This is a genomic window from Limnothrix redekei LRLZ20PSL1, assembly GCF_043235035.1.
In the GTDB taxonomy this organism is placed as follows: domain Bacteria; phylum Cyanobacteriota; class Cyanobacteriia; order CACIAM-69d; family CACIAM-69d; genus CACIAM-69d.
Map to the genome: position 1 here is coordinate 166,217 of NZ_JAZAQF010000086.1, position 12,751 is coordinate 178,967.

Genomic DNA, 12,751 nt, shown 5'->3' on the forward strand with positions numbered 1-12,751 from the left:
ACACCTGCTTTGTGGATAGAGCCAAAATGCTACCTGTTAATCAACCCCGAATCCCGATCGGGCCCCAATCTCCTCCTTGGCCGATCCTCGCGATTGCCAGAATCGAAAGCAGATTGAAAGGGGATCGGAAACGATCCATCTAGTCAACTTCAATGAGATGGCCTAAGAATGGTCTAAAAAAGAATGGCCTAAAAATGGCTGATTCAAGCGCCCCTTGGTAGCGAATTCCCCAATGAATCGTTAAAAAACATACCTATTCCTCCGAAGGATCCCCAAAGAGTTATGGTGTTAGCCGTCGTAGCCCTCGGGTGGGTGGTTTAAACTTGAAGCGTGCGACCATCCCGCGCGATCGCCCAATTGAGCCATCGGATGCCGCTCGCTCCCTACAAACCCACTGCTTTGAACGCTGACACAGTAACCGCAGCCTGGCCCTATGGTGACGCTCTCAGTCGGTCAACTTCTCGACCGACGCTATCGGATCGTAGAAATCCTGTCGTCCGGAGCGTTCGGGCAAACTTACCTGGCTGCGGACTTGCGCCGACCGGGCTTGCCCCACTGCATCGTGCGGCAATTCCAATTCCCCAGCAAAAATTCCAAAGCACTGCAAGTGGTGCAGTTGCTGTTTAAGAAAAAAGCAGAAACCCTCGAAAAGCTGGGCACTCACGATCGAATCCCGCAGCTTTTGGCCTGTTTTGAGCAAGAGGGACAACTTTTTTTCATTGAGGAACTGATTCAGGGGCAAACCATCGCCGAGGAGCTGAAGGCCAATCAGCCCCAGCCGGAAGAGTATGTGGTGCGTTTCCTGCAAGATACGCTGGAAGTGCTGGATTTTGTCCACAAAAACGGGGTCATTCACCGTAATTTGCGGCCCGAAACCCTGATTCGCCGCACGATCGATGGGCGAATTGTCCCGATCGAGTTCGGCTTGATTCAAGAAATTGCCAATCCCTCAGCCCGGGCTGATGCCATCACGCCGCCCCCTTCACCGGATTCGGTGGTTTACATGTCGCCGGAACAGTTGCAGGGAAACCCGCTCTACAACAGCGATCTCTATGCGGTGGGGATGATTTGCGTCCAAGCCCTGACCGGGTTACCGCCCAATGCTCTGCCCAAACCCAAAGATAACAATGGCGATCGCCCGCCCCATCTGGATTGGCCCAACCACGGGCAAATTAACCCCGGGCTGATTTCCCTGATTGAACGGCTGATTTCTCCCTACTTCGATCGCCGCTATCAGTCGGCCGCCGATGCCCTGCGGGATTTGCAGGAACTCTATGGGCTGTCCATGGGCAGCGGGGTGAATCTCAGCGGCGCGGGCATGAGCGGCCTGCGGGCCCGCCTGGCCAACAGCAGCCAAAACGCCCCCGCCCACAGCGAGGCCCAAGAGGCGGCCAAACGCCGTTGGCCCGATCGCCGGTTGTGGTTGGGGGTGGCGATCGCGGTGGTGGGATTGGGGTTTGGGGCGTTGCTGCTGGCGGGGCCCCTGCGATCGCGCTATTGGGTCGATCGCGGCAGTGACCAACTGAAGGCCGAAAACTTGGAAGAGGCGATCGCCAACTACAGCCAAGCCCTTCAGGTGGATGCCAACAATGCGGAAGCGCTCTACCGACGGGGAGCCGCCTATGAGGAAATTGGGGAATATCAAAAGGCGATCGCGGATTTAGATCGGGCCATTCGCCTGCGGCCCAAACATGCCCCCAGCTATTTCCAACGGGCCAACGCCCGCTACCGTCTCAGTGATGCCCGCGCCGCGATCGAGGACTACGATCGGGCCCTGACCTACGACCCCAACTTGGTGCAGGCTTACCTGAACCGGGGCAACGTTCGGGGCGACATTGGCGACGATAAAGGGGCAATCGAAGACTACAACCGTGTGATTGCGGCCAAGGGAGTGCCGGCCCGCCTCTTGGCCCCCGCCTATCTGAATCGGGGCCTATCGCGATCGAACCTGGATGACCAACAGGGGGCGATCGAAGATGCCACCAAAGCGATTCAACTCAACCCCAGCTATGCCCTGGCCTATCAAAACCGCGGCCTAGCCCATCGGCGGGCCGGCAACCTCCAGGCCGCCCTTCAGGATTTCAACATTGCGATCCAACTGCAACCGGACGACCCAGACCCCTACTACAATCGGGGGCTAACCCGTTGGGATTTGGGCGAAGTGGAAGGCACGATCGAAGACTTCAACAAGGCGATCGAACTGCGGCCAGAACATGCCCTGGTTTATTACGATCGGGGCGTGGCCCGGCTAAAACAGGGTGACCAAACTGGCGCACTCACCGACTTCCAACAATCGGCCAAGCTGTGCATCGACGAAGGCCGTTTGGGTTGTTACCGTGATGCCCAGTACCAAATCCAACAGATCCAAGCGGGCAAACTGCCCACCGATCTCAAATTGTCCGATGAGGAAGAACCCGAAGCCCCACCACCCGAACCCAGCCCAACCGCCAGCCCTCCGCCATCCTAGTCACGCGGCAGGCTTGCTTTCATCGGTCAAGCCATAGGTCAAGCCATAGGTCAAGTTAAATGACTGCTACCGTTACCCGATCGTTAGGCAGCAAAGGGCTTCAGCCCCCTGCGATTGCGACTGACTCCGCAATCTGCGCCCAACGGATTAAACCTGTCGCGCGACTAGGCGCGGCCATCCATTCACCTGCTGGGGTCTGTCTCAGTTTCTAATTCCCCAAACCTCGTTTCTGGATCATTTAACCTGTTGTTTTTGCCCCATCCCTAACTGAACTTGGCCCCCAACACCCCACCTTCTCCTCCACCTCCGGGCGATCGACCTCCCAAACCATCCTTAGGCAAGGATCCTATTACCATCGGCCAACTGCTGGATAAGCGCTATCGCATCTTGCAAGTGCTCGGCTCCGGAGCCTTTGGCAAAACCTACCTGGCTGCGGATCTTCGCCGGCCGGGCTATCCCCAATGTGTGGTGAAGCAACTGCGCCTGTTGCGTCCCAACCCCACCGCCGCCAAAAATGCCCACCGTCTCTTTCAGCGAGAGGCGGAAATGTTGCAACGGTTGGGAACCCATCCCCAAATTCCCCGCCTGTTGGCTTTTTTTGAAGAAAACGAGCAGTTTTATCTCGTCAAGGAATTTGCACCGGGCCACCCCCTCTCGCGGGAATTGGTGGTGGGGGAACCACTCCCGGAGCAACGGGTGATTTCCATGGTGGCGGAAATTCTGGAAATTTTGTCCTTTGTCCATGGCAACCGGGTGATTCACCGGGATATCAAACCCGCCAACTTAATCCGCCGCAGCGCTGACGGCCGGTTGGTGTTGATTGACTTTGGTTCCGTGAAGGAAATTTTGCAAACCGATGGGGAATCGGCCGCTGCCCGCACGATCGCGGCTGGCACTCCGGCCTATATGCCGATCGAGCAGTTTTATGGCAATCCCCAGTTCAACAGCGATATCTACGCCGTTGGGGCGATCGCGATTCAGGCCTTAGGGGGCTTTTCCTCGGAGGAATTACAGGCCTTGCGCGGATCCCAGGAGCCGGTGAGCGGCCGCCTGAATTGGCGAGCCAGCATTTCCGTCAGCACGGCGTTTGGAACCGTCCTCGATAAGATGGTGCATCCTTCCTATCAACAGCGCTACGCCAGCGCCGAGGAAGTGTTGATGGATCTGTTGCCGCTGATGGGCGGGAATGGTGGTGAATCCATCACCACGGCCGCCGAGGAAGAATTGGGCAACCCCATCCCTTGGGCGGATTGGTGGCGACGCTGGTGGCCCTGGGGGCTGGGGTTGTTGGGCACGGTGGTGGGGCTGGCAACCCTCTGGCAGTCGGGGTTGCCCCAATTAGCCATTGCCCAGATGATTTTGTCGCGGTGGTCTCAAGTGCCTACGGGATTGGTGATGAACCCAAATGCATCCCCTTCGGACTTGGTGGGAGTTGCGCGAGTGTTGGAGGGAAAAAAACCGGCTTCCGATCGCACCTGGGACTACAACAAGGCCATTCACGACGCAACCCAAGCGCTGGTTTGGTCTGCCAGCAGTTCTGCCTATTTTTTGCGCGGCGTGGCCTACTACAACAGCGGCAACTGGAATGCGGCGTTGGCTGACTTAAACCAGGCCTTGCAGCTCGAAGCCAGTGACGCGATCGCCCGTACCTATCTGGCGGCCACACAAGATCGCCTGGGTGATTTGCAAAGCGCTCTGGCCAGCTACGATCGAGCCATCAAAGACAATGACAGTCTGAGTGCGGCCTACCTGGGCCGAGGATTTGTGCGGTTGCAACTGAGCGATGCGAAAGGGGCGATCGCGGACTTTGACAAAGTGCTGTCTCAGCAGTCCAGTTGGTCGGCGGCTTACCGTGGCCGGGCCTTGGCCAAAATGCTGGCGGGCGACTCCGAAGGGGCGATCACCGACAGTTCCCAAGCCATCCGCTTGGATCCCAACAACGCCAGAGCCTATCAGGTGCGGGGACGTACTCACTTTGCCAGCGGCAATCTGCCCTCAGCCCTGGCCGATTTGACGGTGGCCATTCGTTTAGACAGCAAAGATCCGGAAAGCTACTACTACCGCGCCCTCACTCGCCAGGCCCTGGGGGAACCCCAAGGCACACTCAGCGATCTGAACCAGGCGATCGCCCTAGACGATCGCTATGCCATGGCCTATCAACAGCGGGGATTGGTGCAGGTGGGCTTGGGGAACCGGGCCCCGGCGGCGGCGGATTTTCGACAGGCGGCCAAGCTCTGTCTCGATCGGGGGCAACTGGATTGTTATGACGCAGCCCGCCGTGAGCTAGAGAAATTGCAGGCCATGCCTTAAGGGCTGTTCTCTAGGTTATTCTCCAACCCCCCATACCCTCATGCTGTCGATCGGGAAAATCATCGGGAACCCATGGTTCGGGCAAGCCGCCAGCCGCATCCGGCCAACCGGACTGATGGGCGCGGTGGCGGGCCTGTTGGTGGGTTGCCAAGCGCCCCCATCGCCTTCTCTGTCTTCGTCGTCCATGCCGACCGGTTCGCCCCCGGTGCAACCCTTGACGCGCATCACCCAATCCGGCGGCATTGCAATCACGCCTGATCGCCTGGCCGTCAGCACCGGTCAGGTCATCTTGGTGCCAGCCTACTCCCATGTGTATTACGGCGATCGACAGGATGAATTCCTGCTGAGCGTCACCCTCAGTATTCGCAACACCAGCCTCACGGAATCGATTGTGGTGCGATCGGTGCGCTATTACGACTCCAAAGGCAAGCTGATCAAGCAATATGCCAGCAGTGCCTTGAAGCTGCCGCCCTTAGCGAGCACGGAATTTTTCATTCCCCAAACCGATCGCAGCGGCGGTTCCAGTGCCAGTTTTGTGGTGGAGTGGGTCGCGGAGCAACAACAGGTTACGGCCCCGATCGTGGAAGCGATTATGCTCAGCACCAGTTTTCAGCAGGGCGTTTCATTCACCAGTCCTGGCCACGTGATTCAAGAGCTTTCAGCCTCACCAGCCGCCCGATCGCCCAATTCGCAGTGATGACAAGGGGGCACATTTGGTTGCACCATGGGGCGGGTTAAGCGAGCAAAATCCTGCTTTAGGAACCATGCTGCGGTCGCCGGAGCCAGGGCTGAGAGCTACGGGGATCCTAAAGATTGCAGGGAAATGAACGCGATCGCTATGCCTAAATCCTCGTCATCGGTGGCCAACAACAGGCGAGTGGCGTTCGGCTCCGGAGCCAGGGCGATCGCTTCGATTTTGTGGTTGCCCGCTTGGATCAGATTTTGCGGGCGATCGACCGGCTGCCAAGCCCATTGGCCCTCAACCCAAGTCAAAGACCCCACCCAATACAGGGCCGACTGAAAAGGGCCCCGATCGCCGCCATCGGTGGTGGCCACGCCCAACAGGCGACCATCGGCCAAATACACCAAATCCGAGAGCGATCGCTGGGTGGCCAAATTTAGGGGGCCGGTCACGGGGGCGCTGCCTTGTAGCTCGATCGCATTGCTGGCCGGGTCAAACCAACCCCAATGGAGGGTGGCGGGGCGGCCCTGGCCACCGCGATCGGCAAACAAGATCACCAGGCGATCGCCCCAGCGCACAATCTGTAGGGTTTCAATGTCGCGATCGGGTTCCGGGGTTGGGGGCAAGTTAAAAACCGCCCGAACAGTCAGTTCACCGGCCAGCGATCGGGGGTCTGGATTCAGGAAAACCTCGGCGATCGAGGAACCATTCTCCAACGCTGACAACCGATAGGCCCGTCCGCGACTGGTGACAGCCAGATAGTCTCCAGTTCCGGGAATGGCGCTGATCGCTTCGAGATCGTTGGGCAACTCAGCCCCAGCAGGCCAGGTTAGGGAAAACATGCCCCAACTGCGGCGATCATTCCACTGCAAGCGGCTGAGGCGTTTGAACAGAGCAGGATCGCTCTTGGTGTCATGCACAGCCAAGAACTGGTCGCCTCCGTCGGCCGATGGTTGGTTGACTAAGCCGCTGATGCCGGCCGATCGCTCCGTGCTGAGTTCAACCCAGGATAAATTGATCGCGTTGCGGGCTTGCAAGGGGGCCACCACCAGGCCGATCGCCCCGATGGTTACCAGCAACAGCAGCAGCCATCGGCGAATTCGGCGCACAAGGGTTTGGAGTCGGGAACGAAGCGGCGCGAGATCTGGCAGCATTCGGAGCAAAATCGACAGTGATCGATCGACTGGGGCGGCTTCCCTAGTTTGACCGATGGGCTGAAGCGGTCGCCAGCTTAGCCGACGGACTGGAAAAAGTTGATCGTGGCGTGCAGGGCTTGGGCAAACCGATCAATTTCTTCGATCGTGTTGTAGAAATACAGGCTGGCGCGGGCGCTAGAAGCAATATTCAGGGACTTATGCAGGGGCTGGGTGCAGTGGTGACCCGATCGAATGGCGATTCCCTCTTGATCCAAAAAAGAGGAGAGGTCGTGGGCGTGAATCCCATCCACGGTGAAGGCAGCCAGAGCCGCTCGGCCGGAGCCGTCCGCTTGGGGACGCGGGCCATAGATGCGCACTTTGGGAATGGCCCCGAGGCGATCGAACAGGTGACGGGTTAATTCTGCTTCATAGCGATGAATGGCATCCATCCCGATCGCGCTTAGGTAATCGATCGCCGCGCCCAGGGCGATCGCCTCGCCAATGGCCGGTGTCCCTGCTTCCAATTTGTGGGGCAAGTCCGCATAGGTCGATCGCTCCAAATCCACCTCAGCAATCATTTCCCCACCTCCCAAAAAGGGCGGCATCGATCGCAGCAATTCCAGCTTGCCATAAAGGAAGCCAATGCCCGTTGGGGCGCACATTTTGTGGCCAGAAGCCACCAGCCAATCACAATCCAGTGCTTGCACATCTAGGGCCAAGTGGGGCGCACTTTGGCAAGCATCGAGCAAGACTTTGGCTCCCACCGATCGAGCGGCGGCCACCACCTCAGCCACGGGCAAAACACAGCCTAAGGTGTTAGACACATGCACCAGGGAGACCAGTTTGGTGCGATCGGAAATCAGCGATCGCAACTGCTCCAAATCCAAAGATTCCGTGGCATCCAAGCCCACGAATTTCAGCACTGCCCCCGTGCGTTGGGCCACCAATTGCCAGGGCACTAAGTTGCTGTGGTGCTCTGCCACGGACAGGATAATTTCATCGCCCGCTTGCAGTTGGCTCATGCCCCAACTGTAGGCCACCACATTGATCGCTTCGCTGGCATTGCGTGTGAACACAATTTCCTGAAACGATCGAGCATTCACAAACTTAGCCACCTTTTCCCGCGCCGCTTCATAGGCATCCGTGGCCCGCATACTCAGGGCGTGAACCCCACGATGCACATTGGCGTTGTCCCACTCGTAATAGTGCCGTAAGGCATCAATCACCTGTCGGGGCTTTTGGGAAGTCGCCGCATTGTCCAAATACACCAGCGGCTGATCATGCACCCGTTGATCCAGGATCGGGAAGTCGGGGCGCACCTGTTGAGCGATCGAGCGGGGCAAGGTGAGGGTCATGGCACAGGGAACAGAACTAGGGGATGAAGTAGACCTGATGACCAACCGAGAGCAAGGGTGATTGGCTCGCGATCAACCGATATCAATGGCGATTGGTGAATGGCAATTGGTGAATGGCGATTAATGAGGCTCTAGCTTGCGCTGCCTGGATTAATCCGTTGGGCAATTTGGCGAGCCAAGGTCGATCGCAATGAGGCGATCGGGAGGCGATCCAAAATTTCCCCCGCAAACCCATCCAACAGGAGCGATCGAGCCGTGGCCAAATCCAAACCGCGACTGCGACAGTAAAACAGCTCCGTTTCCTCCAGTTGGCTGACCGTGGAACCGTGAGAACACTTCACGTCATCCGCAATGATCTCCAGTTGCGGCTTGGTGTCCACCCGCGCCTTGGGCGACAGCAACAAATTGCGGTTGAGCTGGGCGGCGTTGGTTTGTTGCGCATCGTGATCCACAAAAACCCGTCCATTGAAGACCGTGTGGCCCCGATCGTCCGCAATGCACTTGTGCAACTGATCGGCGGTTCCGTGGGGATGGCTCAACACCAGGGAGCTATGGGTGTCCGTTAACTGTTCACCCGTAGCCACCGACAACCCGTTCAGGATGGTTTCAGTGCCGGGGCCCGTTTGGGCAATGTCGATCGAGTGACGGGCGATCGATGCACCCTGGCTAATGGTGGTCAGGGTGTAGTGACTGTTCCAGTCCTGGGAGATGGCGGTTTTGCCGATATGGATCGCCTGCTCGCCTTCCCGTTGCAGCCGCACATGGTGCAGGGTGGCGCAATTCCCCAGCACCACTTCCATCACGCTGTTGGTGCAATAGCCGCCTTGCCCGATCGCCACATAGTCTTCAATCAGGGTGCAATGGCTGTCGCCGGCCTTGGCCAACACCAAGCAACGGGGCTGACTGATTGCCGGTTGATCTGCCGTGGCCACATACAGCAGGTGAATGGGTTTGGCCACCTGCACGCGGCGTTCCAGCTCAATCACCACGCCATCGTTCAGGCCGGCCGTATTCAGCACCGAGAAGGCATCCTGACTGCCTTGTTGGCCCAGGTGGCTCGCCAGGCGCTCCCGATCGGTCACGGCCGCCAGCGAGCCGATTGTGACACCATCGGGCAGCCCGGCCAGATTCGACAGTTCCGGCGCAAACCGACCGTTCACCACCACCACCCGCACCGACGCTTCGGGAATGGCGAATGCCGCGATCGCCTCCCGTTCAAGGGTGGTTAGCTCCGGGGCCCGAAACGCGATCGCCAACATGGGCGACAGATCCGTAAACCGCCAATCCTCATCTCGCGTCGAAGGCAACGCCATTTCCTGTGCCACAGCTTGGGCCTGCGATCGCAGCCGCTGCACCAATTCCCAATCGGTTGCCGGAGTTGCCGCCGTCACCGTGGCCAGCAAGCCTGCGTAATAGGTCGATCGCTGGGCTGCTTTGCTCGGTGCTCGATCGCCCGGCGTTGAGTTCGCCGTCAGTGCGTCCAAATCTGCCTTGTTCAAGTCCGTTAAACCACTCAAATCCACGCCCATCGTTACACCCCCACCGGCTGCAACTCGTCCACCCAGTCGTAGCCTTTGGCTTCCAATTCCAGCGCCAATTCCTTACCGCCCGTCATCACGATTTTGCCGTCGTACATGACATGGACATAATCCGGCACGATGTAGTCCAGCAGCCGTTGGTAGTGGGTAATCACCAGCATCGCATTCTTTTCGTTTGCCAGTTGATTCACCCCCTCGGCCACAATCCGCAGGGCATCAATATCCAAGCCGGAATCCGTTTCATCCAACACAGCCAAGGTGGGTTCGAGCAGCGCCATTTGCAGGATTTCGTTGCGCTTTTTCTCGCCGCCCGAGAAGCCTTGATTCACGCTGCGATCGAGGAAGGACGCATCCATCTGCACCACTTGCAGGCGATCGCGCACCACATCCTCAAAATCAAAGGGATCCACTTCCTCCAATCCCTGGTGTTTGCGGCGGGCATTGTAGGACGCACGCAGAAAATCCAAGTTGGAAACCCCGGGAATTTCTACCGGGTATTGGAAGGCTAAGAACACCCCCGATCGGGCCCGTTCTTCCGCTTCCAATTCCAAGAGATTTTGTCCTTCAAAGACCACCTCGCCACCGGTCACCTCGTAGGCCGGATGTCCTGCCAAAATTTTGGAAAATGTACTTTTTCCGGAGCCGTTGCGACCCATGATCGCGTGAATTTCGCCGGCCTTAATTTCCAGGTTTAAGCCCTTCAAAATTGGCGTGTCATTCACATTGGCGGTGAGGTTTTTGACCGAAAGAACGGTCGGCGCATTATCAACAATCATCGTGGACTTTCAACCCTCAAAAACAGGCTTCCAATTCAACAAATAAGCTCAACAAATAAGCTCAACAAACAGGTTCAACAAGCAAGGGACTTAGAGCCTGTCGTCATTTTCCTCGCCGTAGGGGTTGGGTCTCCCAACCCTAACCCGGGCGATCGCCCTAACCTTGTCCACCCCTGGGAACACCCAAGGATCACGGGAACTGGGCGGGGAGACCCCGCCCCTACGACTGATCGGTTGGGAGAACGAGGTCATCGGGGTTTCAGGCGATTGGACGACACACCTTAAGCCCCTTGTTTCCAATCCCGATCGGCCCAGTACCGTTAGCCCACCGAGCCTTCCAACTTCAGGCTAAGGAGTTTGTCGGCTTCCACCGCAAATTCCATGGGCAACTGGTTAAACACATCCTTACAGAAGCCCGAAATCATCATTGAAACGGCATCTTCGGCAGAAATGCCCCGTTGCGCCAAATAAAACAGTTGGTCTTCGCCAATTTTGGACGTGGTGGCTTCGTGCTCCACCCTGGCCAACTCGTTCTGCACTTGAATGTAGGGATAGGTGTTGGCTTGGGCATTGCTGCCAATCAACATCGAATCGCATTGGGAATAGTTGCGCGCCCCATCGGCATTGGGCCCCACTTTCACCAGGCCGCGGTAGCTGTTTTTGGACTTGCCCGCCGAAATGCCCTTGGAGACGATCGTGCTGCGGGTGTTTTTGCCGATATGCACCATCTTCGTGCCAGTGTCGGCCTGTTGACAGTTATTGGTGAGGGCAACGGAATAGAACTCCCCGATCGAGTTATCACCCACCAGCACGCAACTGGGATATTTCCAAGTAATGGCTGATCCCGTTTCCACCTGTGTCCAAGAAATCTTGGAATTCCTGCCTTTGCAGAGGCCGCGCTTGGTCACGAAATTATAAATTCCGCCCTTCCCGTTCACATCCCCGGCATACCAGTTTTGCACCGTGGAATATTTGATGCTGGCATTGTCCAGGGCCACCAATTCCACCACCGCCGCATGGAGTTGGTTGCTGTCATACATGGGAGCCGTGCAACCTTCCAAATAGCTGACGGAGCTACCTTCTTCAGCCACAATCAACGTCCGCTCAAACTGACCGGAATCCCCGTTGTTGATGCGGAAGTAGGTGGACAATTCCATGGGGCATTCAACGCCCTTGGGAATGTAGACAAAGGAGCCATCGCTAAACACAGCGGAGTTGAGGGCCGCAAAGTAGTTATCCGCGATCGGGACAACGCTGCCCAAGTATTTTTTAACCAGCTCCGGATGCTCCTTGAGGGCCTCAGAAATGGAGCAGAAAATCACCCCATGCTCTGCGAGCTTTTCGCGGAAAGTGGTGGCCACGGAAACGCTGTCAAAGATGGCATCCACCGCCACATTAGCCAGCCGCTTTTGCTCCGAAAGGGGAATCCCCAACTTTTCGAAGGTTTCGAGCAGAGTTGGATCAACTTCATCTAGGCTCTGCTTCTTTTGCGCTTGCTTCGGAGCAGAGTAGTAAATGATGTCTTGGTAGTTGATCGAGGGATAGTTCACATCGGGCCAGGTCGGCTCCGTCATCTTCAGCCACTGGCGGTAGGCCCGCAGCCGAAATTCCAGCATGAACTCTGGCTCGTTTTTCTTGGCCGAAATGGCGTAGATTGTCTCTTCACTCAGACCCCGAGGCAGGGTATCTGACTCGATGTCGGTGACGAAGCCGTACTTATAGGGTTGGTTAACGAGGGTGCTGACGGATGCGCTCATGGCTCGTGGGGACTGGCGTTCTTCTCGGAGGGGGCGGGGGCCATCGGCGGAATGGACGATCGCACCTTTGGCTACCGGGGCGATCGAACGGATTGTAACCACTCACCGCGCGGAAAGTCGCGGGAGTAGGGAGCGCTAGCGCATGTTCAGGATTTCGTCGAGGCCGATTTCCTGCTTCTCGCCCCGGAAGTCATTGTCAGGGGTTAGAAACAACATGCAGTGACATTCATAGCGCTCGCGCATGGGCACGCAAGGACAGTTCCAATAGGCAGCAGCCACTTCGGCTTCCTTGTCTTCGTAGTGCCGACAGGGGCAAAGGGGCGAGCCGAGTTCGTCCTTGTGGCGGGCGAGACCTTCGATCACGACAGCGGTCACGCCCGGATCAGCGCAAAAGTAAGTGCCGGTACGTTTGGCATAGCTTTCAGCGAACTTCCGAACTGCATCAAGGCTCTTTTCGCTGGCGTGGGTCGTTGCATTGTCCATGTCGGCGGGTCTCTAGAAATTAACGGTGGGGTTTGTATAATGACCTTGATTGCTAAAACAACTTGATTGTTGCGTAATCATCTTTAGCGTACTTTAGCAACGCAAAAGTTGTCAAAGCCTGAGCGATCGAGGCCAGAATATAACAATAGGCTGTTTTCTTAACCGGTTGTTTTGAACGGGCCGATTCACGGTCGATCGACTGGCTGCCGCTGCCGAATGCTGCCCAATCCACGATCCACGGTCTGAG

General features: G+C 57.3%; 10 protein-coding genes. 3 read left to right on the forward strand and 7 right to left on the reverse strand.

Going from position 1 to position 12,751, the window contains the following annotated elements:
- Positions 1 to 433 precede the first annotated feature (433 nt).
- The 3 genes from VPK24_RS15470 (at position 434) to VPK24_RS15480 (ending at position 5,474) form a co-directional block, all read left to right on the forward strand.
- Positions 434 to 2,467 carry a tetratricopeptide repeat protein gene (locus VPK24_RS15470; RefSeq protein ID WP_393014681.1) on the forward strand — a complete coding sequence of 678 codons (2,034 nt, stop codon included), beginning with the start codon at positions 434 to 436 and terminating at the stop codon, positions 2,465 to 2,467.
- A gap of 273 nt (positions 2,468 to 2,740) precedes the next feature.
- Positions 2,741 to 4,777, forward strand: coding sequence for a protein kinase domain-containing protein (locus VPK24_RS15475; RefSeq protein ID WP_393014683.1), 2,037 nt, complete (start codon positions 2,741 to 2,743; stop codon positions 4,775 to 4,777).
- A gap of 40 nt (positions 4,778 to 4,817) precedes the next feature.
- Positions 4,818 to 5,474 (forward strand): DUF3124 domain-containing protein, encoded by a 657-nt coding sequence (locus VPK24_RS15480; RefSeq protein ID WP_393014685.1) that lies wholly within the window; start codon positions 4,818 to 4,820, stop codon positions 5,472 to 5,474.
- Between the two features lie 98 nt (positions 5,475 to 5,572).
- On the opposite strand, the gene VPK24_RS15485 is transcribed toward VPK24_RS15480, so the two are convergent.
- The 7 genes from VPK24_RS15485 to VPK24_RS15515 all read right to left on the reverse strand — a co-directional run bounded on the left by VPK24_RS15485 (position 5,573) and on the right by VPK24_RS15515 (position 12,736).
- Positions 5,573 to 6,613, reverse strand: a complete 1,041-nt coding sequence (locus VPK24_RS15485; protein WP_393014687.1) for a hypothetical protein — start codon at positions 6,611 to 6,613, stop codon at positions 5,573 to 5,575.
- A gap of 77 nt (positions 6,614 to 6,690) precedes the next feature.
- Positions 6,691 to 7,950, reverse strand: coding sequence for a SufS family cysteine desulfurase (locus VPK24_RS15490; RefSeq protein WP_393014689.1), 1,260 nt, complete (start codon positions 7,948 to 7,950; stop codon positions 6,691 to 6,693).
- A 131-nt stretch (positions 7,951 to 8,081) separates the two neighbouring features.
- On the reverse strand, positions 8,082 to 9,479 hold the full coding sequence (gene sufD / locus VPK24_RS15495; RefSeq protein ID WP_393014690.1) for a Fe-S cluster assembly protein SufD: 1,398 nt from the start codon (positions 9,477 to 9,479) through the stop codon (positions 8,082 to 8,084).
- Positions 9,480 to 9,481: 2 nt separating this feature from the next.
- Positions 9,482 to 10,264 (reverse strand): Fe-S cluster assembly ATPase SufC, encoded by a 783-nt coding sequence (gene sufC / locus VPK24_RS15500; protein ID WP_190355347.1) that lies wholly within the window; start codon positions 10,262 to 10,264, stop codon positions 9,482 to 9,484.
- A 320-nt stretch (positions 10,265 to 10,584) separates the two neighbouring features.
- On the reverse strand, positions 10,585 to 12,021 hold the full coding sequence (gene sufB / locus VPK24_RS15505) for a Fe-S cluster assembly protein SufB (protein ID WP_393014989.1): 1,437 nt from the start codon (positions 12,019 to 12,021) through the stop codon (positions 10,585 to 10,587).
- Positions 12,022 to 12,156: 135 nt separating this feature from the next.
- Complete coding sequence (locus VPK24_RS15510; protein ID WP_393014692.1) at positions 12,157 to 12,504, reverse strand: ferredoxin-thioredoxin reductase catalytic domain-containing protein; 348 nt, start codon at positions 12,502 to 12,504, stop codon at positions 12,157 to 12,159.
- 52 nt (positions 12,505 to 12,556) lie between these two features.
- Positions 12,557 to 12,736, reverse strand: a complete 180-nt coding sequence (locus VPK24_RS15515; protein ID WP_099535548.1) for a hypothetical protein — start codon at positions 12,734 to 12,736, stop codon at positions 12,557 to 12,559.
- Positions 12,737 to 12,751: the final 15 nt, after the last annotated feature.

Coding starts and splice junctions, on each gene's coding strand:
- VPK24_RS15470 (WP_393014681.1), top strand. CDS start 434: ATGGTGACGCTCTCAGTCGGTCAACTTCTCGACCGACGCTATCGGATC.
- VPK24_RS15480 (WP_393014685.1), top strand. CDS start 4,818: ATGCTGTCGATCGGGAAAATCATCGGGAACCCATGGTTCGGGCAAGCC.
- VPK24_RS15485 (WP_393014687.1), bottom strand. CDS start 6,613: ATGCTGCCAGATCTCGCGCCGCTTCGTTCCCGACTCCAAACCCTTGTG.
- VPK24_RS15490 (WP_393014689.1), bottom strand. CDS start 7,950: ATGACCCTCACCTTGCCCCGCTCGATCGCTCAACAGGTGCGCCCCGAC.
- sufD (WP_393014690.1), bottom strand. CDS start 9,479: ATGGGCGTGGATTTGAGTGGTTTAACGGACTTGAACAAGGCAGATTTG.
- sufC (WP_190355347.1), bottom strand. CDS start 10,264: ATGATTGTTGATAATGCGCCGACCGTTCTTTCGGTCAAAAACCTCACC.
- sufB (WP_393014989.1), bottom strand. CDS start 12,021: ATGAGCGCATCCGTCAGCACCCTCGTTAACCAACCCTATAAGTACGGC.
- VPK24_RS15510 (WP_393014692.1), bottom strand. CDS start 12,504: ATGGACAATGCAACGACCCACGCCAGCGAAAAGAGCCTTGATGCAGTT.